Source organism: Brevundimonas sp. TWP2-3-4b2, assembly GCF_049897345.1.
In the GTDB taxonomy this organism is placed as follows: Bacteria; Pseudomonadota; Alphaproteobacteria; order Caulobacterales; family Caulobacteraceae; genus Brevundimonas.
Genome location: NZ_JAFCWB010000002.1, coordinates 513,398 through 539,825, shown reverse-complemented (window position 1 = coordinate 539,825; position 26,428 = coordinate 513,398). Strand labels below are relative to the sequence as shown.

The following is a 26,428-nucleotide window of genomic DNA, read 5'->3' as shown; positions in this document are numbered from 1 at the left end:
ATGCGTATCCGTTTGATGTTGGCCGGCGTGGCGGCCGCGGGCCTGATGGCGTTTCCGGCGATGGCCGAGGACGGCCAGTACGGGCCGCAACTGACCCGCATCCTGGCCGAGGCCGCGAACGGCACCTGTCTCGCCGAGCTGATGCAGGACACCCTGCTCAACACCTGCAACGCCCAGGTCAGCGGCATGGCGGCGGGGCTTTCCGCCCTCGGCGCGATCGAGGCGATGACCTTTGTCCAGGCCGAGGATACGCCCGAGGGCCGCGTCGAGATCTGGAGCGTCAAATACGCCGGCGGCCGGACCCTGAACTGGGTCATCGGCGGTCTGCAGGACGGCAAATTCAGCGCCGTCGGAACGCGGGCCTAGGCCGCGCTGTTGCACAGTCTTGCAGGTCTGTGGCTGGCGGGCCTGATCGCGGTTCAGCCGGGTGTGCCATCACGCCCGCAGACGCCGCCGATCTTTCAGCCGGGCGCGCCGGGGGCGGCGTCGCGGGTCATCACCGCCGGCGAAGCCGTGGCGCTGGGCCGGACCAGCTTCACCCCGGCCGATGTGGGCTTCATGCAGCATATGATCGTGCACCACGCCCAGGCGGTGGAGATGGTCGGCCTGTTGCAGGCGCAGGGGGAGAACGCGACCGTCAAACGGCTGGGCCAGCGCATCGCCCTGAGCCAGGAGGCCGAGATGGCGCTGATGCGCGACTGGCTGACGGCGCGCGGCCAGCCGCTGGAGATGGCGGGGATGGGCCATGCGATGCACGCGGGTCACGCCATGCCGGCCAGCGACACGCCGCTGATGGCGGGCATGCTGTCGCCGGCGCAGATGCAGACCCTGGCCGCCGCGCGCGGGCCGGCCTTCGACCGCCTGTTCCTCGAGGGGATGATCCAGCACCACCAAGGCGCGCTGGACATGGTCGACACCCTGCTGGCCACGCCGGATGCCGCCCAGGACACGATGCTGTCCGACTTCACCTCCTCGGTCGTCGCCGATCAGTCGGCCGAGATCCTGCGCATGCAATCCCTTTTGTCTGACCTTTGAACCCCTTCACGAAAGAGCGGCCATGAACGTTCGCAGCCTTCTGCTTTCCTCCGTCGCGGCCCTGGGGCTGGCGCTCGCCGCCACCGCCGCCGCCGCCCAGGCGGGCCAGACCATCCAGGCGGATGCGCGCACCGCCCTGTCCGGCGGCCTGCGCGACGCCGGGCAGGCGGCCTCCGGCATGGTGCTGGAATCCTCGCTCGAGCCGGCTCCCGGCTTCTTCGATCCCGAGGCCCTGTTCGCCCCGCCCCAGACCGAGGCCGAGGGTGAGGCGTACGCGGCCCGGATGCGGGACAATCCCCCCCGCTACGGCCCGCTGGCATTGGCCAACACCGATATGGCGATCTCCAATGGCCGGCTCTTCGTGGGTAATTTCAACGGCTTCAACGCCTATGACATCTCGAGCGGCCCGCCCCGGCTGGTCATGTCGGTGGTCTGCCCCGGCGGTCAGGGTGATGTCTCGGTGCACGGCAACCTGCTGTTCATGTCGGTGGAGCAGAACCGCGGCCGGCTGGACTGCGGCACCTCGGGTGCCGAGGGCGACGTCAACGCCGAACGCTTCCGTGGCGTGCGCATCTTCGACATCAGCGACCTGAACGCGCCGCGCCAGATCGCCGCCGTCCAGACCTGCCGCGGCTCGCACACCCACACCCTGGTCCCGGACCCGACCGATCCGCGCAGCCTGTATGTCTACAACCAGGGCACCTCGGGCGTGCGCAAGACCGGGGAACTGGCCATCTGCTCGGACGGCCAGCCGGACACCAACCCGGACACCGCCCTGTTCTCGATCGACGTCATCAAGGTGAACCTCGACCGGCCGCAGGACGCCGCGATCGTCAACCGCCCCCGCATCTTCGCCGACGCCAGCGGCCGCGTCGCCGGCTTGTGGCGCGGCGGGGCCGCCGGCCTCGCCAGCCAGCGCACCGCCCAGACCAACCAGTGCCACGACATCACCGTCTATCCCGAGATCGGGCTGGCCGCCGGCGCCTGCAGCGGCAACGGCATCCTGCTCGATATCTCGGACCCGCAGAACCCGACCCGGCTGTCCGACATCTTCGACCCCGACATGGCCTACTGGCACTCGGCCACCTTCAACAACGCCGGCGACAAGGTCGTCTTCACCGATGAATGGGGCGGCGGCATCGGCGCGCGCTGCCAGGCGACGGACCCGGCCACCTGGGGTGCCAATATGGTCGCCACCATCGACAACCGCACCCTGACCGGCCGCAGCTTCCACAAACTGCCCTCGGCCCAGGGCGCGACCGAGAACTGCGTCGCCCACAACGGCAATCTGATCCCGGTCCCCGGCCGCGACCTGATGGTCCAGGCCTGGTACCAGGGCGGCGTCTCGGTGATGGACTTCACCGATCCGCTGAAGCCGGTCGAGATCGCCTGGTTCGACCGCGGTCCGATCGACGCCGACAAGCTGATCGTCGGCGGCTCCTGGTCGGCCTACTGGCTCAACGGCCGCATCTACAGCAGCGAGATCGCGCGCGGCCTCGACGTGCTGAAACTGGTTCCCGGCGACCAGCTGTCGGCGGCCGAGATCGCGGCGGCTGAAAGCGTCATGGCCGACGAGATCAACCCGCAGACCCAGACCCGCTTCGCCTTCGCCGACCACCCGGACGTGGCCGAGGCCTATCTGGACCAGCTGGCGCGCGCACCGGGTGCCGACACGGCCCTGAACGACCGCATTCGCGCCGCCGTCGGCCAGTGGCGCGCGGGCCGGGCTGACCGGCGCGGTTCCGCCGCCCTGGCCACGGCCCTGACCGCCGCGGCGGACAAGGCCACCGGTGCCGACAAGGGCCGGATGACGGCGCTGGCGGCCATGTTCGGACGTCGGGCGGGCTGAACGATCCGTTCCGCGGGCGGTGGCGGCCGGAACAGCCGCCGTCCGCGAACGTTGTGCATCGGAACCGAAAGGGTTTCCCATGTACAAGCTTGTTCCGATTACCTCCGCTCTTCTCCTCGCTCTGGCCGCGCCGACGGCGGTGCTGGCTGACCCTGGCAACGGCAAGGGCGGCGACAAACAGGAGCATGGGCAGCGGGGCGGCGATCAGGAGCGCGGTCATCGTGGTGGCGGTGAAGCGCGCGGCAATGGCAACGACGGCGGCAATGGCCGCGGCGAGGCGCGCCGGGCCGAGCGCCCCGACATGCGGGCCGATTTGCGCCCCGATATCCGGATGGCCGACGTCGTTCGTGGGAGCGGCAATGACGATCGCAACGAGGATCGCCGCGACATCCGGCGCGCGGTCGAGCGCGAGGTTTTCCAGACCCGCGACGGCCAGCCCGTGGTCTATTTCCGCCGCGATGATGACCGCGGCCTGATCGCCGGCTGCCCGCCTGGACTGGCGAAGAAGAACAACGGCTGCCTGCCCCCGGGTCAGGCCCGCCAGATCGCCCGCGCCGTCGGAGCCGACCGCTATGACTGGATCTGGCGCGGCCGCGACGACGCCAACCGCTATGAGTACCGCGACGGCTATCTGTACCGTTCGAACCCGCAGGGATCACTGCTGGGCTGGCTGCCCGTGCTGGGCGGAGCGCTGTCGCCCGGTTCAGCCTGGCCGAGCCAGTACCAGTACCAGCCGGCTCCCGACTATTATGCGAGCTATTTCGGCCTGAACCAGAACCAGGACTACCGCTATGCCGACGGGGCGCTGTACGGCGTCAATCCCCAGACCAATACGATCAGTCAGGTCGCCGCCCTGCTGACCGGCCAGAACCTGGGCGTTGGCCAGCGTCTGCCCAGCGGCTATGACGTCTACAATGTGCCCTATGCCTATCGCGATCAGTACGCGGACAACGCCACGTCCATGTACCGCTACAACGACGGCTATGTGTACCAGGCCGATCCCAAGACCCAGCTGATCACGACCGTGATCCAACTGCTGACCTGAGCCCCGACGACACAGGGACCATGACCATGAACATGAAGATGCACTGGGCGGTCGCGCCCCTCTGCGTGATGACCCTCGCCGCCTGTGGCGGGGGCGACGGCAAGGCCGACGGCACGGCGGCCGCCACGCCCTCGAACCGGACCCTGGCCGCGACGCTCAAGGGCGACCGGGCGTTCGGCACGCTGGAGCGGGTGCTGGACAACGCCGCTCTCGGCGCGGTGCTGGAGGGCAAGGGGCCCTATACGGTGTTCGCCCCCTCGGATGCGGCCTTCACCGCCTCGGCCGGCGATCTGGGCGACGAAGCCATGAAGGCCCAGGGGGCCGCCATGCTGCGCGCCCATATCGTGCCCGGTGCCCTGACCCGCGCCGACATCCGGGCCGCCATCGACCGAGGCAGTTCAGGCACGGCCGAGATGCGCACCATGGCCAACAGCCTGCTGACCTTCTCGAAGGACGGCGACACCCTGACCGTCACCGGCGACAACGGCGCACGCGGCCGTCTGACGGGCGACGAGACCCTGGCCAGCAACGGCGTGGTCCAGCCGGTGGATGCCTTGCTGGTGAAGGCGGCGGGGTAGGGGGCTCGCTCCCCGGACGGCGAAGCGTCCGTGCCTCCCCGCGTTCGCGGGGCGGCCCGGCGTTTGACGTCGGCGCGGACACGCTCGGACCTCGACCCCGTTGACCCGCCCGCCGGCGCGGCCGACCCTGCGCGCCGCTCCCGCCCCCGAAAGACACCGCCATGCCCGCCGACGCCAAGCCGCCCCGCCTCGCCGTACTGATCGACGCCGAGAATGCCTCGGCGCGGATCGCCGAGGCGCTGTTCACCGAGATCGCGACCCTGGGCGAGGCCTCGGCGCGGCGCATCTATGGGGATTTCGCCAGTCCCCAGCTGGCCGGCTGGACCCGTGTGCTGGCCCGGTTCGCCATCCAGCCGCAGCAGAATTTCGCCAATACCAAGGGCAAGAATTCGGGCGATATCGCCCTGGTCATCGACGCCATGGACCTGTTGCACTCGGGCCGGTTCGACGGCTTCTGCCTGGTCTCGTCGGACGCCGACTTCACCCGGCTGGCGTCGCGGATCCGCGAGGAGGGAGTCGATGTGTTCGGCTTCGGCGAGCAGAAGACGCCAGAAAGCTTCCGTCAGGCCTGCACGCGTTTCATCTACACCGAGAACCTGAGCGCGCCGGTGAGCGAGGCCCCGGCCCCCGCGGCGGGCGGGCGCCGGGCCGAGGCGGTCGCGGCACCGGCACCGGGCAAGCGCAAGCCGGTCGAGGCCGCCCGGCTGATCGCCACGGTGATCGCCGACATGGAAGAGGACGGCGACGGCTGGGTCACCGCCGGCGGCATCGCCAACCGGTTGAGGAACGCCTATCCGGACTTCGACCAGCGGACCTATGGCCACGCCAAGCTGTCGGACCTGATCCGGGCGACCGGGCGGTTCGAGGTCGAGACCGGCTCGGGCGGGGCCATGCGGGTGCGCGACAAGGCCTAGGGTCAATCGACATTCAGGCGTCGGTACCCCCGCCATCCCTCCCCGTCATTCCGGGGCCGGGACCGGCGCAGCCGGGACAAGAACCCGGGATCCAGGCGTCTGGACGCCGCCGTCCGCCCCAGGTTCCAGAGTCGAGTCCAGTCCCCCTGGGTTCCGAGTTCCGCTCTGCGGCCCCGGAAAGACGGTGTTTGATGGACGACCAGACCATTTTTGTTTCAGGTCGAATCGACCTGAATCCAAAAAATGGTCCAGAATCAATCTGGAGCGAAATCTGAGCCTTGATGGACTGCGTCCATCAAGACCGATTTCGCTCTAGCGGCTCTGCTGAATGTCGATTGAACCTATGGCCGACGGCGTCAGCGCACGCCCAGCAGGTCGGTCCAGCGCCAGTCGCCGCCGCCCAGCGCCAGCCGGGGCGCGGCCGGACCGTCAGCCAGGGCGATGACGGCGAGGCCGCGCATGGGCCGGGTCCGGCAGTCGCGCGGCGAGAAGGCGATCTCCAGCGCGATGGCCTGACGCACCCCGGCCAGACCCTTGCCGGTCTGGGCCGGATCCTGGATCCAGTCGCCGTTCCAGACCAGGATGGCGCGGCCCGAGGCGGGCATGGCACGGTAGGCCCGGGCCACGGCGGCGCGGACCTCCGGATCGGCCCGCAAGGCGTCCTGCAGCCGGCGGACCATGTCGCAGGCCCCGCCGCCGGTCCCGCCAGAGCCAGAGCCGCCCCCGCGGGCACCGCCTGAGCCGGTGCCCGCGCCCTGACCCGTCCCGGCCCGGAGCGCGCCGGCCAGCTGGGCCTCGCCGATGGTGGCCATCGGCGCGACCACGGGGGCGGGGTTGGCGGGCAGGGTCGGCACCTCGGGCGGCGGGGGCGTGCGGACCGGACGGGGACGCGGCGCGGCACGCGCGGGGAGGAGGCGCGGGGGGGCGGACGAGGGGGTGGCCGCGGTGGGCGTCGGCTTGACCGGACCCGGCGGCGGGTCGGCGATGACCGGGGCCGGAGGCGGCGGCGGCGGGGGCGGTGGCCGGGTCAGGGTGACGACGACGGCGCGCGGTTCAGGCGCGGGCGCAAGAATTGTGATCGGCCCGGCGCGGACCGATACCAAGGCCAGCAACAGGACCAGATGGGCGGTCAGGCTGAGGGCGACGGCGGGGGCCCAGGCCCGCAGCCGTGGCGCGGCCCCGGTGGGCCGGCGGGCCGCGGGCGGCGGCCCGTCCGGTGATTTTCCTGTTGGCGTCTCGTGGCTTGGCCGCACGGCAGGGTCTCGTCCGGCGGGCCCGGCTGCGCCCGCGACGACCTGAAGACCACCCGGCCGCGTCAACAAGGTGGCGCCGCGGCGGCATCACCGCGCACGGTCCCCGCACAGCTCAGCTAACGGTCAAGGTGACGTGATTTGGCCCCGCGCCGGTCATCACTCCGCCGTCCGGGTTACGGCACCGTCACGTCCGCGCACCGATGCGGGAGCGGCGCCCCGCCCATCAGGAGACGACAATTGACCCGAACGAAACTCAGGACGGCGGCCATGACCGGCGTGGTTCTCGCCCTCGGCCTCGCGGCCAGCGGCTGCGCCAGCCACCAATTCGTGCGTGAGAATCTGGCCGTGGTCGACACCCGGGTGACCCAGGTCGAAGGCACCGCCGGACAGGCGCTGGAGCGCGCCAATGCGGCTCACAAACTGGCCGAGGGCAAATTCCTCTATGAGGTCGTGCTGTCGGACGACTCGGTGAAATTCCCCACCGACCGCCACGCCCTGTCGCCCGAAGCCGAACAGCGTCTGGCCGCCCTGGCCCAGCGCCTGAAGGGCGAGAACCGCAACGTCTATCTGGAGATCCAGGGCTATACCGACGCCAGCGGCGACGCCGAATACAATGAGCAGCTGGGCGAGGCCCGGGCCGAAGCCGTGCGCCGCACCCTGAGCCGGCAGGGCATCGCCCTGAACCGCATGGCGACCATCTCCTATGGCGAGGACTCGCCGGTGGCACCGAACGAGACACCCGAAGGCCGGGCGCAGAACCGGCGCGTGGCGATCGTGGTGCTCAGCTAGGGCCAACCCGCAAGCGGGCGGCCGGACCTGCGGGCCCGGTCGCCCGCCTCCGGCCGGTCTGATCCGACGGGTCAGAACCCCCGTGTCAGCGAGACGCTGAGCTGGTTGTAGTCGTAGGTATAGCCGCTGCTGACCGGCGTATTGCTGTGCACCACGGCGGCCTTGACGTACCAGTCGCGGTTGATCTTCGGACTGGTGACCGAGGCCTCGAAATAGCGGGCGGCGCGCCAGTCGGAGCCGGAGTCGCGCTGCGCCCCCAGACCGACCGCGACCTGATAGCGCCAGCCGTCGTTGAAGCGCTGGACCTGCACCACCGGCAGCACTTCGACGTACCATTCGGGCGAGAAATAGTCGGCCTCGCCCGGGTCGGTGTTGTAGAAGGCGCGGGTCCGGATCTGGGCGCTCAGGCCCCACTCCGGCTTGACCACATGGACGTAGCGGGCGCGCAGATGGGTGCGCAGGTTGTCGCCGCCGAATTCCTGCACGCCGGCCAGGGCGGTGAAGGTGTTGAAGTCGTCGACCGGCAGGTCGAAGGCCGCGCCGGCAAAGGTGAAATACAGATCCTGATCGAGACCCTGACGGGTCTCGAGGCGATCCCGTTCGACAAAATACTCCTGACGGACGCGGGCGTCGTTGTGGACGCTGAACGATCCCAGCACGGTGTCACCATTGGTGCCGATCATGCCGGTCGAGGACCAGGTGCGGCCCTCGCGGGCGAACCGGGAATAGACGCGCTGCTCCTCGGTCGGGTCTCCGCCGGGCGGTGTGAAACGCGCCGTTTCGAGGCGGACGCCCTGATAGCGGTCGGGGCCTTGATACTGCCAGTCCAGATTGACGCCGGCCTTGACCGTTTCGGACTCGTCGGCGTCGCTTGCGTAAAACAGATCGGCTCCGACAGCCGGGTTCACCGGCCGCCGGCCGGTGCTGTCCTCGTAATAGGGCCGTTCCCCGGCGACGGCGGTCGAGGCACCGGCGAGTGCGGCGGCGGTGATGATGAAGCGGGCGGCGCGGATCATTTGGTGCCCCAGGTCTTTCTCAGGCCGGCGAGCTCGGCGAAATAACCCGCGACGCAGACCGGTTGCATCAGCAGGCTGTAGGCGAAGACGTAGAAGAGGAAGCCGCCCGGGTTGCGGCGGACGCGCAGGCCCTGGGCGCGGAACATCCTTCGCTGGACGCGGAAGATGAACCAGTTCCACAGCGCCGCCAGCGGCAGCACCGCCAGCGTCAGGGGGCCGGCGATCCAGTAGATGCCGAACACCGCCAGAATGAGGCCCGGGATGAAGGCGAAGGTGTAGACCAGGTCCAGCGGCAGGAAGAGCAGGTTCCACCAGATGAACAGGGTGGACAGTCGCCACTGGAACAGCATCGGCCAATGGGCGGCGAAGGCCTCAATCAGGCCGCGCGACCAGCGCCGTCGCTGATTGGCGAACTGGCGGAACTCGTGCGGGACGTTGGTGAACACCAGGGCGTCCTCGGCATAGCCGACGCGATAGCCCTTCCTCAGCAGCGCCCAGGTGACGACGATGTCCTCGCCGACGCAGTGCGGCCAGCCGCCCACGCTTTCCAGCGCGCGCCGGGTGTAGAGCGAGAAGGCCCCCTGGGCCACGAGCGTGCCGTGGAACATGCTCTGCATCCGCTTCACCGCGGCGATGCCGTGGAAATAGTCCCACTCCTGCGCCCGAGTCAGGAGGTTGCGGCGCGAATTGCGCACCAGGACCGATCCGGCGACGGCCTCCGTCCCGGGCGGGTCCGACAGCATCCGCTCGACGATGCGGGTCAGGGCGTCGGCGCGCAGCCAGCAGTCGCCGTCGACAGTGACGATCAGGTCATGCGCGGCGACGCCGAGGCCGCGGTTGAGGACGGTCGACTTGCCCGCATTGGCATCGAAATTGACCAGCTTCATGCGCCCTCGTGTCCGGGGCCTCAGCCGGCCGATGATGCGGGCGGCCACCAGCATGGAATCGTCGGTCGACCCGTCGTTCAGGACGATGATCTCGAACGGCCCGGGATAGTCCTGCGCCGCCAGGCTGGTCAGGGTGTCACCGATGTTGAGCGCCTCATTGTAGCAGGCGACCAGAATGCTGACTGGCGGATAGACGGCAGGCTGTGCGTGCGGCGGGCGCCGGTCGAGGATGATGGTGCTCATCATGAAGGCGTTCATGAAGCCCGGCACATAGGCGATGAAGCCGATGATGATCAGCGCGCCGGGGCGGCTGACAATCCCGGACAGATCGGCGACCCAGCCCAATGACAGGCAGACACTGAGCGCTGTCCAGGCGATGGCGAAACACAGGGCGACTGTGAATTTGACGTGGACCGGCACGTACAGCGCGCGGCGCGCCGGGGTCGGCGCCGCGGTCAGCGCATCGGCGCCGACGGGTCGGATAATCGGGAACGCGAGGGAAATAAGCCTGGACCAAACATACGCGGTCAGGCTGGTACTTCAGCTACCGACGATCTGCGGTACCAACGCTTTAAAGCGAAACAGGATCAACACCACGACAAGATAAGGGCAAGTATATCGGTGTTCCGTATACAGCTTATGGTCAAGGTTAGGGCGTCAGAAGCGGATGACCGTTCTGACAGCCTTGCCGTCGGCCAATTGATCAAAGGCGGCGTTGATGTCCGACAGGGCGATTGTGCCGCTGAGCAGGCGGTCGACCGGCAGGCGGCCCTGTCTGAAGAGGGCGACATAGCGGGGGATGTCGCGGCCGGGGACACAGGTGCCGATGTAGCTGCCTTTCAGCGTGCGCTCCTCGGCCACGAGGGAGACGACGTTGACGGCCAGCGCGGCCTCGGGTGGCGGCAGGCCGGCGGTGACGGTGGTCCCGCCACGCCGGGTCATGCGCCAGGCGGCGTCGAGGGCGCGGACCGAGCCGGCCATCTCGAACACGAAATCGGCCCCGCCGCCGGTCAGGGCCCGCACCTGTTCGACGGCGTCGGCGTCGCCGGCGTTGACGGTCAGGACCGGGCCCAGCGTGCGGGCCAGCGCCAGCTTGTCGCCGGAAAGATCGACCGCGACGACCGGGGAGGCACCGGCGGCCAGCGCGCCCAGCACCGACGACAGCCCGACTCCGCCGAGACCGACCACGACGGCGCTCTGGCCCGCGCGGACGCCGGCGGTGTTCACGACCGCTCCGACGCCCGTCAGGACGGCACAGCCGAACAGGGCTGCGTGCTCGAACGGCAGGTCGGCGTCGACCTTGACCAGCGAGCGGCGCGAAACGACCGCATGCGCCGCGAAAGCCGAACAGCCGAGGTGGTGGTTGAGGTCGCCGTCGGCGTCATGAAGGCGGCGGCCGCCGGTCAGCAGTTCGCCCTTGCCGTTGGCGGCGGCACCCGGCTCGCACAGGGCGGGACGGCCCTCGGCGCAGGGGTTGCAGTGTCCGCACGAGGGCATGAACACCATAACGACGTGGTCGCCGACGGCGAGATCGTGGACGCCTTCGCCCAGCGCCTCGACGACGCCCGCGGCCTCGTGGCCGAGTGCCATCGGAAGCGGCCGGGGCCGGTCGCCGTTGATGACGCTGAGGTCCGAATGGCACAGGCCCGCGGCCTTGATGGCCACCCGCACCTCGTCCCGGCCGGGCGGGTCGAGCGTCACCGACTCGAGCGACAGCGGGCGGCTGTCGGCATAGGGGCGGGCGGCGCCCGTGGTCCGGAGAACGGCGGCGGTGGTCTGCATGAAGGGAGGCTAGGCGCTTGACGCCGCGTCCGCCAAGCCCAAGGCTGGAAACAGGCGCGCCGAGACGCGCGGAATCAAAACGTGCTCAAGCAGCGAGGCACCGCGCGCCGAGCGATAGCGCCAACCAAAAGGGAACGACGTGACGGGTACCATCGAACGGACGAAACGGAACGACTATCGCCGGTTCCAGGCCATTTCCACGCGGTGGATGGACAATGACGTCTACGGCCATGTGAACAACGTCGTCTATTATTCGTGGTTCGACACAGCGGTGAACCGGCTGCTGGTCGTCAACGGCGTGCTGGACATCCATAATGGCGCGACCATCGGCCTGGTCGTCGAGACGGGCTGCCGCTATTTCTCGCCGACGGCCTTTCCGGACGAGATCCAGGCCGGGGTGCGCGTCGCGCACGTCGGCACCAGCTCGGTCCGCTACGAGATCGGCCTGTTCCGCAACAATGAGGAAGACGCGGCCGCCGTCGGGCATTTCGTCCACGTCTATGTCGACCGCAAGACCGAGCGGCCCGTACCGGTCGATGACAAGATGCGCGGCTTTCTGGAGAGCCTGAAGGCCTAGTCTTCCAGCCGCCCCATCAGCGCCAGAGCGCCCACCGCGGTCAGCACGCCCAGCGTAAAGGCGGCGATGATCGAGCCGGTCGCGACGGCGGTCGAGACCTGGACGGGCCGGGCTTCATACCATTCGACGATGTCGGCCTCGTCGAGGTCGTCGTCGGCATAGGCTTCGGCATCGTAAAGGACGTCTTCGGCGGTCATGGAAACGGCTCCGGTTCGGTTGCAGACAGAATGTCCCCGCGCGGCGGCGGTTCCGGAGCCGTGACACCGCGTCCGCCATCGGCTAGATGCCCTGCCTCGATCCAAGCCGTGCGCGCTCATGCAGTGAGCCGCCACGCGGCGAACGACAGCGCCCAATCAAGAGAGCTTCATGGCCGGCCATTCGAAATACAAGAACATCATGCACCGCAAGGGACGCGCCGATGCGGTGCGCTCCAAGCTGTTCTCCAAACTGTCGCGCGACATCACCGTGGCGGCCAAGCTGGGCATGCCGGATATCAACATGAACCCGCGCCTGCGTCTGGCCGTCAACAACGCCAAGGCAGAGAGCCTACCGCGCGACGTGATCCAGCGGGCCATCAACAAGGCCGCGGGCGGCGATGTCGATACGATGGAAGAGGTCCGCTACGAGGGCCGCGGTCCCGGCGGCGTGGGCATCATCGTTGAGGCCCTGACCGACAACCGCAACCGGGCCAACTCCAATATCGGCACGGCGTTCAAGAAGAACGGCGGGGCGCTGGGCGAGATGAACTCGGTGGCCTTCATGTGGAACAAGGTGGGCCGGATCATCTACAAGGCCGAGGCCGGCACCGAGGACGCCGTCATGGAGGCCGCCATCGAGGCGGGTGCCCAGGACGTCGAGAGCGATCTGGTCAAGCCCGACATCTATGAGGACGCGCCCGGCCACACCATCTGGACGACGTTCGAGGACCTGAACGAAGTGGCCGAGGCCCTGTCGAAGATTCTCGGCGACGCCAAATCGACGGCGCTGGTCTGGCGGCCGCAATCCGAGGTGCCCGTCACCGGCGAGGCGGTCGGCACCCTGATGAAGCTGTTCGATGCCCTGGACGCCGAGGACGACGTGCAGAACGTCTATTCGAACGAGGACATCTCGGACGAGGACATGGCCAAGTACGCGGGCTGAATGGAACGGCCAACGGTCGGGCGGGTTAGGGCAGGCGAACCGCAACGCTTGCCCACGGACCCCCATGGACATCACCCAGCTGATCCTCGACGACCACGCCGAACAGCGCCGCCTGTTCGCCATCCTTGAGCAGATTGATCCCAAGGACACGGACGCCCTGACCAAGGTCTGGGGTCGGCTGTCGGCCTTCCTTGATGTGCATGCCGAGGCCGAGGAGCGGTTCTTCTATCCGGCGCTGATCAAGGTCGGCGAGGCGGCCAACGACGCCGAGGGCGACGATGCGGGCCCAGAGACGATTGACGCCATCGAGGATCACAACAAGCTGCGCGATGCGGTCAAGGCGGTGGCGAAATATCCCGTCGGCACCCAGGCCTGGATCGAGGCCGTCGGCAAGGCCAATGTCGTCAACTCAAAGCACATGGGTGAGGAGGAGCGGCAGGGGCTGACCGACTTCCGCCGCACCGCCTCACTGGTGACGCGCCACGAGCTGGCGGTCAAATTCGCCGCCTTCGAGGCCGACCATATCACCGGGGTCAAGCCGGTGAACAAGGACCCTGAGGCCTATGTCGAGACGCACGGCTGAGGCCGCGTCTCAGCGCTGCATCGCATAGGCCTTGACCAGGTCGAACAGGAAGTCGCGGCCCTCATAGAGACTGCGCACGCGGATGCGTTCGTTCAGGCCGTGGGCCCCGCCGCCGTCCGGATCAGCGAACATGCCGGTGACGCCATAGGTCGGGATGCCCGCCTTGTTGGTGAAGCGGCCGTCGGTGGCCCCCGTCGACATGGTCGGCACCACCGGCACGCCGGGCCAGATGCGACCGGCGATCTGGCGGATCGGATCGATGATGGCCGGGCTCAGCGGCGGGGGAGGCGAGGTCGGGTCGGGCTCACCCACGGTGGTGATGGCGATGGCCGGATTATTCAGGACGCGGGCAATCTCGGCCTGGGTCTCCTCGATCGTATGACCGGGGAAGATGCGGCAGTTGACGTTGGCGGTGACGCGCTGGGGCTGGGCGTTGGGAGCGTGGCCGCCGGAGATCAGGGTCGGGATGCAGGTCGTGCGCAGCGTGGCGTTCCAGACCGGATTGGCGGCCGACAGACGCGCCGCCGCCGCCGCATCCGGCGTGTCGGTCGCCGTCAGGGCGCGCAGGTCCGCGGCGTACTGCGGCGAGGTCTCGGCCACGGCGGCGAAATAGGCCCGCGTGACGGGGTTGAGCTCCATGGCGAAGTCATGGTCGCCCAGCGCCGCCAGCGACCGGGACATGGCGGCAATGGCGTTGTCCTTGCGCGGCCGGGCGCTGTGCCCGCCGGGGTTGGTCAGTTCGAGGGCGTAGTCCTGATACAGTTTCTCGCCCGCCTGAACATTGAGGGCGATGCGGTTGCCCTGGGCGTCCAGCTGGCCGCCGGCACCCTCGTTAAGGGCGAACCCGGCCTCGAGCGCGTCGGGGTGTTCGCGCAGCAGCCATTCGACCCCGTTCCAGGTGTCGGCGGTCTCCTCGCCGCAGGTCAGGGCCAGTTTGATGTCGCGGCGCGGGCGGAAGCCCTGCGCCTTCAGCCGGACGAGGGTGTCGACCCAGACCGAAGCCTGGGCTTTGTCGTCGGTGGCCCCCCGGGCGTAGAAATAGCCGTCCTCCTCGACCAGGGTGAAGGGGTCTCGGGTCCAGTCGGCGCGGTTGGCCTCGACCACGTCGATGTGGGCCAGCAGCAGCATCGGGGCGGCGGCGCGGTCTGTACCGTGCAGGACCGCCGACAGATTGCCGTCCTTCGGGCGATCGGCTGGTGCCAGCACGCGCACGTCATCCGCCGGGTAGCCGGCGGCGAGCAGGCGCGCGCCCATCCGCTCGGCGGCGAGGGTGCAGCTGCCCTCGGACAGGGTGGTGTTGGTCTCGACCAGTTCCTCATACAGGTCACGGAAGGCGGCCTGATCGGGCCGGAGCGGTGCCGCCGTCTGGGCCCGGGCCATAGTGGCGGCCAGCGCGAGGACGGCCATGGTGCCGAGGGCGAACAGGATCAGGAAGGCGCGGCCGCGCCGCTGGCTGCGGAAGGCAGCATAGGCGCCCTCGTCCAGCCAGTAGGTCTCCGAACCGGTCTCGATCACCGCCCCGCGCCGCACCAGCCGACGCAGGGCACCGCGCTGGACGACGCGGGGAGGATGCAGGACCGTGGCGCGCGGCGCGGAGGTCGCCCCCGCGCCGCGCAAATGTTCCACGATGCGGCGCTCGGCCCGCATCGAAACCGCCACCGCCGCCGAAGCCCCGCCGCTGGTCATGACCCTGGTTCCCTCTGCTCGCTACCACGCTAGAGCGAAATCGAGCCGCTGTCGCGGGGGTGCCGTCGCCGTGACTTGCGGTCGCGGGAGGTTGCGGCCTAGGTTGAAGAATCGTCAGTCTTCGGAGTGTTTTCTTGATCGATCTGAACCTGGCCTGGCCGGTCGTTGCGGCGATGACGGCCGGCGGCCTGATCGGGGTGGAACGGACCTACCACGGACATCCCGCCGGTTTCCGGACCCATATCCTGGTGTGCCTGACCTCGTGTCTGCTGATGCTGGCGGCGATGCACCAGAACACTTGGGCCTTCACGGCCCTTCCCGGCCAGACCGTGGTCGTCGACCCGACGCGGATGGCGCACGGGTTGCTGACCGGCATCGGCTTCCTTTGCGCCGGGGTGATCTTCCGCGAGGGCTTCTCGGTGCACGGCCTGACCACGGCAGCCTCGCTGTGGGTGACTTCGGCCATCGGCGTGCTGTACGGCGTCGGCATGCTGGATCTGGCCCTGCTGGGGTCGGGCGCGACCCTGGCGGTTCTGGGGATCCTGCGTGTGCTGGACGCCAGGCTGCCGCACGTCGGGGTGATGGACGTGACGCTGCGCTGGAAGCGCGGCGAGGCCCCCAGCGGCCTGGCCGTCCGCGAACTGCTGCGCTTCAGGGGGGTGAAGGTGGTGCGTCTCGGCCATGTGATGAGCCACGACGGAGCTATCCATGAGCATCATCTCAAGGTGAAGGGGCATGTACCGATCGATATCGACGGTTTGGTGACCCAGCTGAGCGCCGAGGACGGGCTTGCCGGCTTCTCGATCCTGCCGCGCGAGGAGTGACGGCCCGTCCTTTGTGCCTCAGGTCGATTCGACCTGAGGCACAAAGGACGGGCAGGCATTCATCCTCAGCGCTCAGGACGTCCTAGCCGAGGAAGCCCAGACCGCGTGTGGGGAAGTTTCTCAGGTTCGGGAAAATGGAATCCAGCCCGGATTCCGAGACCCCCAGCCAACGGCCCATGGTGGCCGCGTACTGGTCGACCGAGGTGGTCGGGATCAGCGAGCCGCGGGAATTGTCGGGGTTGTTGAAGGCTCCGAGATCGACGCCCAGTGTCGGGTACTGGCCGTAGATGTCGCCGCCCCGGACACTGCCACCCATCACGAAATGGTGGCCGCCCCAGGCGTGGTCGGTGCCGTCGCCGTTGGTGGTGAAGGTGCGCGAGAAGTCCGAGGCCGTGAAGGTGGTCACGGCGTTGCGCATGTTGACCCCGCCGATACTGGCCAGGACGCTGTCGAAATAGGCCATGCCGTGGGCGACCTTGGCCAGATTGTTCGACTGGGTCGTGTTCTGGACGTCGTGCGTGTCCCACCCGCCGAGGCTGACAAAGAACACCTGCCGGCGCACGCCGGTCGAGCCGGAGGCGGCGATCATGCGGGCGACCGTCTGCAACTGGGTCGCCAGGGTGTTGGTCTCGGTCGCGCCGGTGATCGGATTGACATAGGCCGTCGGGGCCGGAATGGCGGTCACAACGGGCTGGGTGAACAGGCCATTGATCGTGGTCGCTGCGCCGATCGACCGGTTGGTCACGGTGGCGTAGTCGGCGGCGAAAAGACCGGCGGCGCTCTGGTCCTGGATCAGCGACCGGACGCGCGAGGGGGCCACGGTCGATCCGAACAGCGAGGCACCGGACTGGCCGTTGATGACCACGGCCGGCTGGGCCGCGGTGGTCATCTGGTACTGGATGACGCTCTGTCCCGACAGGAAGACCGCGTTGCCGGCCGTGGAGATGGCGGTGAACAGCGTATCGGTGCCGTTCATCCCCGCCAGCATGTCGCCCATTCGCCCGCCCCAGCCCACGCGGGCCCCCTCGGTGACTCCGGCCTGCCAGGTCGACTGCTGGTCGTTGTGCGAGAACAGATTGGCCGGGAAGGCGACGGTGCCGCCCTGGAACTGGGCCTTGGTAATCGGCCGGATCAAGGTCCCGACATTGGCCACCACGCCCAGGCGTCCGGCGTCGAACAGGGTCTTCAGCGGTCCCAGGAAGGGATGCAGGGCAAAGGTCCTGACCGTGGCGTTGGTGCCCGCCGGGATCGGGTTCGGGGTTCTGGGCACGATCGGCAGCACCCCGCCCCAGGCCTCGGGAGAATCGGCGGTGGCCACGCGCCCGGTGACCGACGATGTGGCGCCGACCGGTGTGGGCGGCGTGCCCGGCGGCATCAAAGCGATCGGGGCGTTGCCCGTATTGCGGGCCGAGAAATAGCGACCGAAGGAGTCCGTGTCGGTCGCCAGCACGGTGTTGTGGGAGTCGTTGCCCCCGAACAGGAAGATGCAGACGAGGGCGCGATAGTCAGGCGCGCTCTGCGAGGCGGCCGAACCGGCGGCCGCCATCTGCAGGGCGAACGGGGCGGCGGCGCCGAGGATCGACAGGCCGCCTCCGACCCTGAGCAGGTGACGGCGGCTGGGAGAGAAACCGGTCATTGTGTCGTCCTCACCGCTGGATCAGATATTCGGGCGAGACCATCGTCATATAGACGGCCAGTCTGGCGCGATTGAGCAGGGCCGCGTCGATCTGGGCCTGGGTGGAACCCGCTGCGGGGATGGCGATGCTGTTGATGCTGTCGGTCAGGGCCGTCCGCAGGCCCGAGGACATCTGGCCGTACAGCAGCATCCGATCCATGCGGTTGACCAGCGCCACCGCGTCCGACGCAATCGCGACTTCGGACACATAGGCGGACCGGACGTCCGTGGACGTTCCGATGCCCGTGCCGATCGCCGTCTGCATGGTGTTGGCGTAGCCGGCGACGGTCACCTCGTCGACGATCTGGAACTCGGGTGCGGTCAGTCCGGCGGTTCCCAGCCGGGTGTTCGGCGGGATGTAGCCCGGCCGGTAGAAGTTGAAGACCGACGGTGAGGCGAGCGCCGACTGTCCCAGAGAGGTCGTGGCGCTGGTCGAGTTGAGCAGATAGCGGCCGCTGACCGAGGTCGCGCCGAACGTCCGCATCCAGTTGGCCATCCGCACCATCGGCTCGCGCACCTTGCCGAAGGAGGGGCCGGCGGCGACGGATACATCGCGCGCTTCACTGTCCAGCAGGATGGCCCTGACCACCGCCGCCATATCGCCGCGCACGCCCGCGCCATTGTTGTTGAAGACGGTGGCGACGCGCTGGACATAGGCCGGGCTGGGGTTGCTGGTGACCAGCCGCTTGATCAGCTGCCGGCCGATGAAGGGGCCGACGTTGGGATGGTTGAAGATGGTGTTCAGGGCAAACTGAAGATCACCGGGGCCGTCGGACGTCGTGCTGACGCCGAGGAAGGTCTTGGTCGAGGTGGAGTGGAACGCCGGGTAGAAGATCATCGAGCGGGCCGAGGCATCCGGATCGCGGTTGCGACCGAAGAAGGTGTTGTTGCTTGGTGTCGGCGAATACCAGCTCAGGCCGGTGAAGACCTTGGCCAGGCCCGAGATGTCGGCCGCGGTATAGGCGGGGATGGGCGCGCCGCCGCTGGTCCGCACGGTGCCGTCGATGTTGAGCTCGTCCACGCCGATGGTCATCAGCTGCATCACTTCGCGGGCGTAGTTTTCGTCCGGATTGCGACCGGTCGCAGGATCTTCTCTCTGATTGGCCAGATAGGTCAGATAGACGCCCATCATGGGATGCAGCGTCACCTGTTCCAGCAGGGTGCGGAAATTGCCGAAGGCATTGGCTCCGAGCATGTCGTAATAGGCCCCGGCACCGCGGGTATCGACGTTGGGATCGACCATCGAAATCACGAAGATTTCCGACAGCGCCAGCTTCATCCGTTCGCGCAGCTGGCTGTTACCGGTGGCGGAATACAGCCAGAAGCTCTCGTAGAAATGGTTCGCGTTGAGTGTGGCCGTCGGCGTGGTGAGCCGCAATTGCGCCAGCCGGTTGTCGAGGTAGTTCAGGTGCGACGGCGACACGGTAGCCATCTGCTGATCCAGCCAGGCGCGATAGCCGAGCAGCTTGAGCGTGGCGATATCGGCGTCGGTCGCCCCGAAGGTCGTCTGGGTCAGGAACCGGCCGGCTTCGGCGTCGGAAATGCTGATGGCGGTCGGCGCTGGCGACGTCTCCCCGGGGGCCTCGCCGCCGCCGCCGCCGCATGACGTCAACGCCACTGCGAGAATGGCCGGTGCGATGACCGCGCGCAGCTTGCGCCAGATGGACCCTATAGACACGACATCCCCCCCACAGAGCCGACGTTTTCGAACGCTACACGATTTCGAACGCGACGGAACACCGGAATCCGTCGCCCATTCGGGGTCGAGGGAGAAGACTGGAGGCCGGTCATTGTTCGTCAACCTCGTTTGAGGCATGAATGGAACGAATGACGAACACTCTGATTCCTGATGGATCGACCCGTATCCTTGGACTGGATCCCGGCCTTCGCCGTACCGGCTGGGGCGTGGTGGTGGCCGAGGGGTCGCGCCTGCGATGGGTCGCCCACGGGGTGGTGACACCGCCCGAGGCCGCGCCCTTCAGCGAGCGGCTGCTGCATCTGCTGGAGGCGGTCGGCGCGGTCTGCGCCGCCCACGGCTGCGACGAGGCGGCGATCGAGGAGGTGTTCGTCAACATGAACCCGGCCTCGACCCTGAAACTGGGCCACGCCCGGGCAGCGGTCATGCTGGCGCCCGCGCGCTGCGGCCTTCCGGTGGCGGAGTATTCGCCCAATCTGATCAAGAAGGCGGTGGTCGGAGCCGGCCACGCCGACAAGAGCCAGATCGCCTTCATGGTCAAACGCCTGCTGCCGTCAGCCGGCGACGTGAAGGCCGACGCCGCCGACGCCCTGGCGGTGGCCATCACCCATGCCCAGCTGCGCAAGCGGGCGCTGCTGACGGCCTTGCGGGGTGCCGCGTGATCGGGCGGCTGAGAGGGCTGCTGGCCGAGGTCGAGCAGGATCACTGCCTGATCGACTGCGCCGGGGTGGGCTATGTCGTGGCCTGCGGGGCGCGGACCCTGCAGCGGCTTCCCGCGCCGGGCGACGAGGCGACCCTGCACATCGAATCCAGCTGGTCGGCCGAGAACGGGCCGCGGCTCTACGGCTTCCTGACCCGCGACGACCGGCGCGCGTTCATGACACTGACGGGCATCCAGGGCGTGGGCCCCAAGGCTGCCCTGTCGGTGCTGGATGTGCTGCCGCCGGGTGATCTGGCGGCGGCGGTGGCGCGCGAGGACAAGGCGGCGGTGGCGCGGGCCAATGGCGTGGGCCCCAAACTGGCGCTGCGGATCGTCACCGAGCTGAAGGGCAAGTCGCTGGGGGAGGTGTCGTTCACCCCCGGCGGGTCTGGCCTGCACATCGAGGTCGCGCCGCCGGTTCCCAGCGTTACGGGCGAGGCCGTCTCGGCCCTGCTGGGTCTGGGTGTGGCCGAGGTCAACGCCCGCCGTGCCGTCGACCAGGCGCTGATCCGTCTGGGCGATGAGGCGGATCTGTCTGCGGTCATCCGCGCGGCCCTGCAGGAGCTGGGGCGGTGAGGGTCTCGGGGCCTGGAGTGAAGAGTGTTAGTGAGCAAGAGGTGAGCCGCAGCGAGGAGGCACGCTCACTCCCGTGCTCACGGCTTCGCTCACTTTTCACCCGTCCCTCGCCCGTCACACTCCGGAGCGGTCATGTCTGACGACCGCATCATCTCTGCCGATCCCGCCCCCGGCGAGACCCACGACCGCGCCCTGCGGCCGCAGACGCTGTCCGAGTTCGTCGGACAGGAGCAGGCCAAGGGCAATCTGAAGGTCTTCATCGACGCCGCCCGGGGTCGGGGCGAATCCCTGGACCACGTCCTGCTGTTCGGTCCGCCCGGATTGGGCAAGACGACGCTGGCCCAGATCGTCGCGCGCGAACTGGGCGTCGGCTTCCGCGCCACCTCGGGCCCGATCCTGGCCAAGGCGGGCGATCTGGCGGCGATCCTGACCAATCTCGAACCGCGCGACGTGCTGTTCATCGACGAGATCCACCGGCTGGCCCCGACGGTCGAGGAGATCCTGTATCCGGCCATGGAAGACCATGTGCTGGACCTGATCATCGGCGAGGGGCCCTCGGCGCGGTCGGTGCGGATCGATCTGGCCCCCTTCACCCTGGTCGGGGCGACGACGCGGGCGGGCCTGCTGGCCACGCCGCTGCGCGACCGGTTCGGCATACCGCTGCGGCTCGAATTCTACACGCCCGACGAGCTGGTGCGGGTCATCACCGGGGCGGCGCGCAAGCTGGGCGTGGCGATCGACGACGAGGGCGCGCGCGAGATCGCCAGCCGCGCGCGGGGCACGCCGCGCGTGGCCGGGCGGCTGCTGCGCCGGGTGCGGGACTTCGCCGAGGCCGAGGGTGCGCCGAAGATCGACCGGCTGGCGGCGGCGCGGGCGCTGGCGCGGCTGGAGGTCGACGAGGCCGGTCTGGACGCCAACGACCGCCGCTTCCTCAAGGCCCTGATCGAGAACTACGGCGGCGGCCCTGTCGGCATGGACACCCTGGCGGCGGCCATCGCCGAGGCCCGCGATGCGGTCGAGGATGTGATCGAACCCTATCTGCTGCAGCAGGGCTTCATCCAGCGCACGCCGCGCGGACGGATGGCCTGCGCCCGGGCCTATGCCCACCTCGGCCTGACCGAACCGCCCAAGGGACCGGACCCGGGGGGACTGTTCGGCGGCAAATGATCCGTTCCCCAACCCCCGTTCATACGGGCTTGCGCCGGGATGCACGGAAAGAGAGGGCGGCCTCTTCACGCCATCACCGAAGCCCTTCATGGTCCCCTCGAAGGAGACGGCATGGCGCGAAAGGCGATCCGGACAGAGCGGCTGATCGCGGTGCTGGGCATCGTGGTTCTGGTGCTGGGCGCTGTGGCGATCTGGGTGGCCACGCGCGGGTCGGGTCCGGGCTTCGTCCAGGAGCCGCCGGCCAAACGGGTACTGCGGCAGGCGCGCGAACAGCTGGGACGCGGGGCCGAGGTGCAGATGATCGAGCCGGGACGCGGGCGGGTCGTCTGCGGTTATGTGGCGGCCGAACGGCGCGGCGAGGCCGTGGGCTTCATCTCGCGCCCGAACCGGATGCTCCTGAGCGACGACCCGTTGAACCGCGAGTTCCGGGCCATGATTGACGCCGACTGCCCGGGCTTCCCCGAGCCGCCGGCCCTGCCGGTGGCCCCATGACCGCGACCGACGCCCCCACCGCCGGCCGTTTCGAGGGCCGCGAGCATCGCCTGCCGGTGCGGGTCTATTATGAGGACACCGACTTCACGGGGCTGGTCTACCACGCCAACTATGTCCGCTATTTCGAGCGGGGGCGGTCCGACTGCCTGCGGCTTATGGGGATCGGCCACGCCGACCTGCTGGACGGCGACCAGCCGACGGCCTTCGTGGTCACGAAGATGGGGCTGAGCTTCCTCAAGCCGGCGCGCATCGACGACGCCCTGGTGGTTCGCACCCACTATGACTCGGTCAAGGGGCCGCGGCTGCTGATCTCGCAGACGATCACGCGCGGCGAGGATGTGCTGTGCCGGGCCGAGGTCGAGGTGGTCTGCATTCACATGGACGGCCGGCCGCGCAGGCCGACGAAGGCGCTGGTCGAGAAGGTCGGGCCGTGGCTGGCGCGCGAAGCTTGACCATTTCCCCCGCCTGACGCGTGCAGAGAGGTGACGTCGCGGCCACACCTCGCTAGACCCGGTGGAAATCGCCACACAACCGCCACGCCCGTCCGGTGCACAGGGATGGACAGACGGAAGGACGCTGAATGACCACCGCCGCTGACGCCTCGATGCTGAACCCGCTGGCCCTGTTTCTCGAGGCCGACCCCGTCGTCAAGGCGATCATGGTCGGTCTGGTGGTGGCGTCGCTGTGGTCGTGGGCGGTGATCATCGACAAGGCCTTTCGCTTTTCAAGCCTGAACAGCCAGGCGACCAGCTTCGAGGATGCGGTCGGATCGGGTCGGTCGCTGGAGGAGGTGGCCAACCAGGCGGGACCCAATCCCGCCCATCCCCTGCCACGCATGCTGGTCGTCGCCCTGGCCGACTGGCGCGAGGCCCGCACGCGCGGGCCGCTGACCGAAAACCAGGCGAATCTGCTGATGTCGCGCATCGACCGGGCGCTGGACAGCCTGATCGCCCGCGAGAGCCAGAGGGTCGAGAACGGCCTCGGCGTTCTGTCGGTGGTGGCGACGTCTTCGCCTTTCATCGGCCTGTTCGGCACGGTCTGGGGCATCATGAACGCCTTCGGGGCCATCGCCTCGGCCGGCAACACCAATCTGACGACCGTGGCCCCGGCCATTTCCGAGGCCCTGTTCGCCACGGCCCTGGGTCTGGCCGCGGCCATTCCGGCCTATATCGCCTACAACAAATTCTCGATCGACGCGGGCAAGTTCACCGGCCGGCTGGAAAGCTTCGCCGATGACCTGCAGGCCGCCGTCGCGCGTCGGCTGGGCAGCGGTCCGGCCAGCCCCGCGCCGCAGCCCACCCGGGAGCTCTGAGCCATGGCGCTGGCAGGCGGCGGCGGTGGCGGACACGTCCGGGGCCGCAGACGGCCGCGCAAGCGGCCCCTGAGCGAGATCAACGTCACGCCGCTGGTCGATGTGATGCTGGTGCTGCTGATCATCTTCATGATCTCGGCCCCCCTGCTGACGACCGGGGTCGAGGTCGAACTGCCCAAGACCGAGGCCAGCGCGGTCGACACGGATCAGGAGCCGGTGGTGGTCTCGATCGACCGCGACGGGGCCATCTTCGTCGCCGACAGCGAAGTGCCGTGGGACCGGCTGGTCCTGGCCGTGGCCCAGGAAGGTGGCGAGGGGGCTGGCGAAAAGCCTGTGTTCGTCCGGGCCGACGGCCGGGCACCCTATCAGGCCGTGGCGCGCGTCATGGCGCGACTGTCGGGTGCCGGCTTCAGCAAGATGAACCTGATCACCGACACCTCGGCCTCGGGCGGGAGCTGAGACCCTGGAACGGCCCGGCCCGGCCCTGATCGGTTCCATCCTGCTGCACGGCGGGGCCATCGCCGCCGTGCTGGCGGCGGGCCTGCTCGCGCCGCGCACCGAGCCGCGTCCGATCATGAACGCCGTGCCGGTCTCGATCGTCTCGGACATGGTGATCGAGGCCGCCGCCGCTGACAATCCGAGCGAGGAATTGGTCACCGAGGATGCGACGACGGCCCCGGTCGCCGCGCCGCCCGAACCCGTTCCCGCACCGCCGGAGCCGAAGCCGGTCCCGCCGCCCTTGCCGACACCGACCCCGGTGAAGAAGGCCCCGCCACCCCGGCCGACCCCGCCGCGGCCCACCCCGCCGCGCGCCCAGCCGACCCCGCCGCGGCCCACCCCGCCGCGCCGCGAGGAAACCCTGGACCTTGACTCTCTTGCCGGCCCGCCGCGTCCCGCGAACCGCCCCGGCACGCGCCCGGCCACGGGGCAGCAAGGGCAGGGGTCGGCACCGCGGGCAACGGGCCCGCAGATCTCGGCTATCTTCAACCAGGTCTATCCCAACTGGATCCTGCCCTGCGACATCCCGGGTGCCCGGGATCTGCGCATCCAGATGGACGTGACGCTGGACGCCCGCGGTCGGATCATCGCCGGTCCGACGCTGCTGGGGGCCCGTTCTGACCCGGTCTGGCGCGCCGCCGCTGACGGCGCGGTGCGCGCGATTCGCCAGACGGCGCCCTTCGACGTGCCTGCGGGCTTTGAGGGCGGGCCCTTCCGTCCCACCTTTGTGACGGAACGCGCCTGCGCCAATCGCTGAAGAACCGCGACGGGGCCTGAAAGTCGCCCCATTCACCGCCATGCTGGCAATATGCGCCCGGTCTGGCGATAAGGACCGGCGTAGGTCTGAAACTGCGGGAGCTCCTGATGCGACTGAACCGACTTCTGGCGAGCGTCGCCCTGGTGGCGATGACGGCGACCTCGGTCACGGCGCAGACCCCGCCCCCGCAATCCAGCGACCCCGTCGAGGTCGAGATCGATCAGGGCGTGCTGCGGCCGCTGCAGATCGCCGTGGTCAATTTCGACGGCCAGAACGGCACCGACCTGGGTGGGGTGATCCGGTCGGACCTGCGCCGCTCGGGCTATTTCGAGCCGATGGACCCGGCCGGCTTCGTCGAAACCGGCCTGACCCTCGCCAACGCCCCCAATTTTCCGCAGTGGACCTCGATCGGGGCCCAGGCGGTGCTGTACGGCGCGGTGACGCCCCGACCCGACGGTCGCAATGACTTCGGTTTCCGCCTGTACGACCCCTACCGCCAGTGTCAGCTGGCCTCGTACCAGTTCACCGCCACGCCCGAGCAGTGGCGGCGGATCGGCCACAAGATCGCCGACCTGATCTATCAGCGGATGACCGGCGAGACCGGCCTGTTCGACAGCCGTGTGGTCTTCGTTTCGGAAAGCGGGACCCAGCTTAACCGGCTGTCGCGTCTCGCCATTTCCGATCAGGACGGGTTCAACCCGGTCTATCTGACCGGCGGCGACGAGATCATCATGTCGCCGCGCTTCTCGCTGAGTGACCCCAATGAGATCACCTATGTGGCGCTGGGCAAGGATTACAGCCGCATCTACCTTTACAACCTGTCGACCGGCCGCCGCGAAAGCCTGGGCGAGTTCGACGGCCAGGTGCTGGCGCCCCGTTTCTCGAACGACGGCTCGAAGATGGCCTTCTCGATTATCCGGGGCGGCAACACCGACGTCTATGTGATGGATCTGTCCAGTCGCCAGGTGCGGCGTCTGACCAGCGATCCCGGCATCGACACCTCGCCCTCGTTCAGCCCCGACAACAGCCAGATCGTCTTTACCTCGGATCGTTCGGGCAGTGCCCGTCTGTACGTCATGCGTGCCGACGGCACGGGCCAGCGCGCCATCGCCCGTGGCGGCGGCCTGTACACCGCCCCGAACTGGAGCCCGCGCGGCGACCTGATCGCCTTCACCAAACAGGGCGGCGGCCGCTTCTCGACCGGCGTCATGAATCCCGATGGCTCGGGCGAGCGCATCCTGTCGTCCAGCTATTTCGAAGAGGGTCCGTCCTGGGCTCCGAACGGCCGCTACATCATGTTCGCGCGTCAGTCGCCGGGTGGTGACACACGACTGTGGACCGTCGATCTGTCGGGCCGGGTGGTGTCCCAGGCGGGCTACAACGGGCGGGGTTCGGACCCGGCATGGTCGCCGCTGCTGGACGAACAGCCGTCCAACCTCGGCGGCGGCGGACCCGACGGCTGCCCGACCTGAGCACAAACAAGAGCCTTCTGGCTCAATCCCTCGTTATCGCGACTGGCGAAACCGGTGGCGCGTCAGTACCAAGCGTTTAAAGCCAAGCTGGAGGCCCAGGCCTCACCTGAAGGAGACGACCCGAT

28 protein-coding genes are annotated in these 26,428 nt (G+C 68.8%); 20 read left to right on the top strand and 8 right to left on the bottom strand.

What is annotated here, in order from left to right:
- The 6 genes from ACP7AS_RS06270 to ACP7AS_RS06245 all read left to right on the top strand — a co-directional run bounded on the left by ACP7AS_RS06270 (position 1) and on the right by ACP7AS_RS06245 (position 5,421).
- A complete protein-coding gene (locus ACP7AS_RS06270) occupies positions 1-366 on the top strand; it encodes a hypothetical protein (RefSeq protein WP_426027994.1) in 366 nt (121 codons plus the stop codon).
- A gap of 9 nt (positions 367-375) precedes the next feature.
- A complete protein-coding gene (locus ACP7AS_RS06265; RefSeq protein ID WP_426027993.1) occupies positions 376-1,035 on the top strand; it encodes a DUF305 domain-containing protein in 660 nt (219 codons plus the stop codon).
- Positions 1,036-1,057: 22 nt separating this feature from the next.
- Entirely contained in the window at positions 1,058-2,884 is a 1,827-nt protein-coding gene (locus ACP7AS_RS06260; protein WP_426027992.1) for an LVIVD repeat-containing protein, read from the top strand.
- A gap of 79 nt (positions 2,885-2,963) precedes the next feature.
- A complete protein-coding gene (locus tag ACP7AS_RS06255) occupies positions 2,964-3,929 on the top strand; it encodes a hypothetical protein (RefSeq protein ID WP_426027991.1) in 966 nt (321 codons plus the stop codon).
- Positions 3,930-3,955: 26 nt separating this feature from the next.
- Positions 3,956-4,507, top strand: coding sequence for a fasciclin domain-containing protein (locus ACP7AS_RS06250; RefSeq protein ID WP_426027990.1), 552 nt, complete (start codon positions 3,956-3,958; stop codon positions 4,505-4,507).
- 161 nt (positions 4,508-4,668) lie between these two features.
- Positions 4,669-5,421, top strand: coding sequence for an NYN domain-containing protein (locus tag ACP7AS_RS06245; protein ID WP_426027989.1), 753 nt, complete (start codon positions 4,669-4,671; stop codon positions 5,419-5,421).
- Positions 5,422-5,777: 356 nt separating this feature from the next.
- On the opposite strand, the gene ACP7AS_RS06240 is transcribed toward ACP7AS_RS06245, so the two are convergent.
- On the bottom strand, positions 5,778-6,674 hold the full coding sequence (locus ACP7AS_RS06240; RefSeq protein WP_426027988.1) for a hypothetical protein: 897 nt from the start codon (positions 6,672-6,674) through the stop codon (positions 5,778-5,780).
- 237 nt (positions 6,675-6,911) lie between these two features.
- On the opposite strand from ACP7AS_RS06240, the gene ACP7AS_RS06235 reads away from it, so the two are divergent.
- Positions 6,912-7,463, top strand: coding sequence for an OmpA family protein (locus ACP7AS_RS06235; protein ID WP_426027987.1), 552 nt, complete (start codon positions 6,912-6,914; stop codon positions 7,461-7,463).
- A gap of 71 nt (positions 7,464-7,534) precedes the next feature.
- Here the strand turns inward: ACP7AS_RS06235 and ACP7AS_RS06230 are convergent, their stop codons facing one another.
- From ACP7AS_RS06230 to ACP7AS_RS06220, 3 genes are all read right to left on the bottom strand, one after another.
- Positions 7,535-8,479 carry a hypothetical protein gene (locus tag ACP7AS_RS06230; protein ID WP_426027986.1) on the bottom strand — a complete coding sequence of 315 codons (945 nt, stop codon included), beginning with the start codon at positions 8,477-8,479 and terminating at the stop codon, positions 7,535-7,537.
- Positions 8,476-9,786, bottom strand: coding sequence for a glycosyltransferase (locus ACP7AS_RS06225; protein WP_426027985.1), 1,311 nt, complete (start codon positions 9,784-9,786; stop codon positions 8,476-8,478). Before ACP7AS_RS06225 ends, ACP7AS_RS06230 begins: the two co-directional genes overlap by 4 nt.
- A gap of 237 nt (positions 9,787-10,023) precedes the next feature.
- Positions 10,024-11,148: a zinc-dependent alcohol dehydrogenase family protein gene (locus ACP7AS_RS06220; RefSeq protein WP_426027984.1), complete on the bottom strand. Its 1,125-nt coding sequence runs from the start codon at positions 11,146-11,148 to the stop codon at positions 10,024-10,026.
- Between the two features lie 139 nt (positions 11,149-11,287).
- On the opposite strand from ACP7AS_RS06220, the gene ACP7AS_RS06215 reads away from it, so the two are divergent.
- Entirely contained in the window at positions 11,288-11,725 is a 438-nt protein-coding gene (locus ACP7AS_RS06215) for an acyl-CoA thioesterase (RefSeq protein WP_426027983.1), read from the top strand.
- Here ACP7AS_RS06215 and ACP7AS_RS06210 read toward each other — a convergent pair.
- The gene (locus ACP7AS_RS06210) at positions 11,722-11,922 is read right to left on the bottom strand and encodes a hypothetical protein (RefSeq protein WP_426027982.1); all 201 of its coding nucleotides are present in this window, start codon (positions 11,920-11,922) and stop codon (positions 11,722-11,724) included. The genes ACP7AS_RS06215 and ACP7AS_RS06210 overlap by 4 nt on opposite strands.
- Before the next feature lie 169 nt (positions 11,923-12,091).
- On the opposite strand from ACP7AS_RS06210, the gene ACP7AS_RS06205 reads away from it, so the two are divergent.
- Positions 12,092-12,865, top strand: a complete 774-nt coding sequence (locus ACP7AS_RS06205; protein WP_426027981.1) for a YebC/PmpR family DNA-binding transcriptional regulator — start codon at positions 12,092-12,094, stop codon at positions 12,863-12,865.
- 64 nt (positions 12,866-12,929) lie between these two features.
- Positions 12,930-13,448 (top strand): hemerythrin domain-containing protein, encoded by a 519-nt coding sequence (locus ACP7AS_RS06200; protein WP_426027980.1) that lies wholly within the window; start codon positions 12,930-12,932, stop codon positions 13,446-13,448.
- A 9-nt stretch (positions 13,449-13,457) separates the two neighbouring features.
- Here ACP7AS_RS06200 and ACP7AS_RS06195 read toward each other — a convergent pair whose 3' ends face one another.
- Positions 13,458-15,134 (bottom strand): M20/M25/M40 family metallo-hydrolase, encoded by a 1,677-nt coding sequence (locus tag ACP7AS_RS06195; protein ID WP_426027979.1) that lies wholly within the window; start codon positions 15,132-15,134, stop codon positions 13,458-13,460.
- Positions 15,135-15,268: 134 nt separating this feature from the next.
- Between ACP7AS_RS06195 and ACP7AS_RS06190 the strand changes: the two genes are divergently transcribed.
- Entirely contained in the window at positions 15,269-15,958 is a 690-nt protein-coding gene (locus tag ACP7AS_RS06190) for an MgtC/SapB family protein (RefSeq protein ID WP_426027978.1), read from the top strand.
- 82 nt (positions 15,959-16,040) lie between these two features.
- Here the strand turns inward: ACP7AS_RS06190 and ACP7AS_RS06185 are convergent, their stop codons facing one another.
- Positions 16,041-17,594 carry a DUF1501 domain-containing protein gene (locus tag ACP7AS_RS06185; protein ID WP_426027977.1) on the bottom strand — a complete coding sequence of 518 codons (1,554 nt, stop codon included), beginning with the start codon at positions 17,592-17,594 and terminating at the stop codon, positions 16,041-16,043.
- 10 nt (positions 17,595-17,604) lie between these two features.
- On the bottom strand, positions 17,605-19,311 hold the full coding sequence (locus tag ACP7AS_RS06180; RefSeq protein WP_426027976.1) for a DUF1800 domain-containing protein: 1,707 nt from the start codon (positions 19,309-19,311) through the stop codon (positions 17,605-17,607).
- A gap of 149 nt (positions 19,312-19,460) precedes the next feature.
- Between ACP7AS_RS06180 and ruvC the strand changes: the two genes are divergently transcribed.
- The 9 genes from ruvC (at position 19,461) to tolB (ending at position 26,303) form a co-directional block, all read left to right on the top strand.
- Positions 19,461-19,991 (top strand): crossover junction endodeoxyribonuclease RuvC, encoded by a 531-nt coding sequence (gene ruvC / locus ACP7AS_RS06175; RefSeq protein ID WP_426027975.1) that lies wholly within the window; start codon positions 19,461-19,463, stop codon positions 19,989-19,991.
- Positions 19,988-20,605 carry a Holliday junction branch migration protein RuvA gene (ruvA, locus tag ACP7AS_RS06170; RefSeq protein WP_426027974.1) on the top strand — a complete coding sequence of 206 codons (618 nt, stop codon included), beginning with the start codon at positions 19,988-19,990 and terminating at the stop codon, positions 20,603-20,605. The genes ruvC and ruvA overlap by 4 nt, the downstream gene beginning before the upstream one ends.
- A 132-nt stretch (positions 20,606-20,737) precedes the next feature.
- A complete protein-coding gene (gene ruvB / locus ACP7AS_RS06165) occupies positions 20,738-21,772 on the top strand; it encodes a Holliday junction branch migration DNA helicase RuvB (RefSeq protein ID WP_426027973.1) in 1,035 nt (344 codons plus the stop codon).
- A gap of 111 nt (positions 21,773-21,883) precedes the next feature.
- Positions 21,884-22,264 carry a hypothetical protein gene (locus ACP7AS_RS06160; RefSeq protein ID WP_426027972.1) on the top strand — a complete coding sequence of 127 codons (381 nt, stop codon included), beginning with the start codon at positions 21,884-21,886 and terminating at the stop codon, positions 22,262-22,264.
- The gene (gene ybgC / locus ACP7AS_RS06155) at positions 22,261-22,716 is read left to right on the top strand and encodes a tol-pal system-associated acyl-CoA thioesterase (protein WP_426027971.1); all 456 of its coding nucleotides are present in this window, start codon (positions 22,261-22,263) and stop codon (positions 22,714-22,716) included. The genes ACP7AS_RS06160 and ybgC overlap by 4 nt, the downstream gene beginning before the upstream one ends.
- A gap of 128 nt (positions 22,717-22,844) precedes the next feature.
- Positions 22,845-23,576, top strand: a complete 732-nt coding sequence (gene tolQ / locus ACP7AS_RS06150) for a protein TolQ (protein WP_426027970.1) — start codon at positions 22,845-22,847, stop codon at positions 23,574-23,576.
- A gap of 3 nt (positions 23,577-23,579) precedes the next feature.
- Positions 23,580-24,035 (top strand): ExbD/TolR family protein, encoded by a 456-nt coding sequence (locus ACP7AS_RS06145; protein WP_426027969.1) that lies wholly within the window; start codon positions 23,580-23,582, stop codon positions 24,033-24,035.
- Between the two features lie 67 nt (positions 24,036-24,102).
- Positions 24,103-24,831, top strand: coding sequence for a hypothetical protein (locus ACP7AS_RS06140; protein ID WP_426027968.1), 729 nt, complete (start codon positions 24,103-24,105; stop codon positions 24,829-24,831).
- A gap of 107 nt (positions 24,832-24,938) precedes the next feature.
- Positions 24,939-26,303 carry a Tol-Pal system beta propeller repeat protein TolB gene (gene tolB / locus ACP7AS_RS06135; protein WP_426027967.1) on the top strand — a complete coding sequence of 455 codons (1,365 nt, stop codon included), beginning with the start codon at positions 24,939-24,941 and terminating at the stop codon, positions 26,301-26,303.
- The last annotated feature ends 125 nt before the right edge of the window (positions 26,304-26,428 follow it).

Excerpts from the sequence above, each read along its gene's own strand:
- ACP7AS_RS06270 (WP_426027994.1), top strand. The coding sequence starts at position 1 with ATGCGTATCCGTTTGATGTTGGCCGGCGTGGCGGCCGCGGGCCTGATG.
- ACP7AS_RS06260 (WP_426027992.1), top strand. The coding sequence starts at position 1,058 with ATGAACGTTCGCAGCCTTCTGCTTTCCTCCGTCGCGGCCCTGGGGCTG.
- ACP7AS_RS06255 (WP_426027991.1), top strand. The coding sequence starts at position 2,964 with ATGTACAAGCTTGTTCCGATTACCTCCGCTCTTCTCCTCGCTCTGGCC.
- ACP7AS_RS06250 (WP_426027990.1), top strand. The coding sequence starts at position 3,956 with ATGAACATGAAGATGCACTGGGCGGTCGCGCCCCTCTGCGTGATGACC.
- ACP7AS_RS06245 (WP_426027989.1), top strand. The coding sequence starts at position 4,669 with ATGCCCGCCGACGCCAAGCCGCCCCGCCTCGCCGTACTGATCGACGCC.
- ACP7AS_RS06230 (WP_426027986.1), bottom strand. The coding sequence starts at position 8,479 with ATGATCCGCGCCGCCCGCTTCATCATCACCGCCGCCGCACTCGCCGGT.
- ACP7AS_RS06220 (WP_426027984.1), bottom strand. The coding sequence starts at position 11,148 with ATGCAGACCACCGCCGCCGTTCTCCGGACCACGGGCGCCGCCCGCCCC.
- ACP7AS_RS06210 (WP_426027982.1), bottom strand. The coding sequence starts at position 11,922 with ATGACCGCCGAAGACGTCCTTTACGATGCCGAAGCCTATGCCGACGAC.
- ACP7AS_RS06205 (WP_426027981.1), top strand. The coding sequence starts at position 12,092 with ATGGCCGGCCATTCGAAATACAAGAACATCATGCACCGCAAGGGACGC.
- ACP7AS_RS06200 (WP_426027980.1), top strand. The coding sequence starts at position 12,930 with ATGGACATCACCCAGCTGATCCTCGACGACCACGCCGAACAGCGCCGC.
- ACP7AS_RS06195 (WP_426027979.1), bottom strand. The coding sequence starts at position 15,134 with ATGACCAGCGGCGGGGCTTCGGCGGCGGTGGCGGTTTCGATGCGGGCC.
- ACP7AS_RS06185 (WP_426027977.1), bottom strand. The coding sequence starts at position 17,594 with ATGACCGGTTTCTCTCCCAGCCGCCGTCACCTGCTCAGGGTCGGAGGC.
- ruvC (WP_426027975.1), top strand. The coding sequence starts at position 19,461 with ATGACGAACACTCTGATTCCTGATGGATCGACCCGTATCCTTGGACTG.
- ruvB (WP_426027973.1), top strand. The coding sequence starts at position 20,738 with ATGTCTGACGACCGCATCATCTCTGCCGATCCCGCCCCCGGCGAGACC.
- ACP7AS_RS06160 (WP_426027972.1), top strand. The coding sequence starts at position 21,884 with ATGGCGCGAAAGGCGATCCGGACAGAGCGGCTGATCGCGGTGCTGGGC.
- ybgC (WP_426027971.1), top strand. The coding sequence starts at position 22,261 with ATGACCGCGACCGACGCCCCCACCGCCGGCCGTTTCGAGGGCCGCGAG.
- tolQ (WP_426027970.1), top strand. The coding sequence starts at position 22,845 with ATGACCACCGCCGCTGACGCCTCGATGCTGAACCCGCTGGCCCTGTTT.
- ACP7AS_RS06145 (WP_426027969.1), top strand. The coding sequence starts at position 23,580 with ATGGCGCTGGCAGGCGGCGGCGGTGGCGGACACGTCCGGGGCCGCAGA.
- tolB (WP_426027967.1), top strand. The coding sequence starts at position 24,939 with ATGCGACTGAACCGACTTCTGGCGAGCGTCGCCCTGGTGGCGATGACG.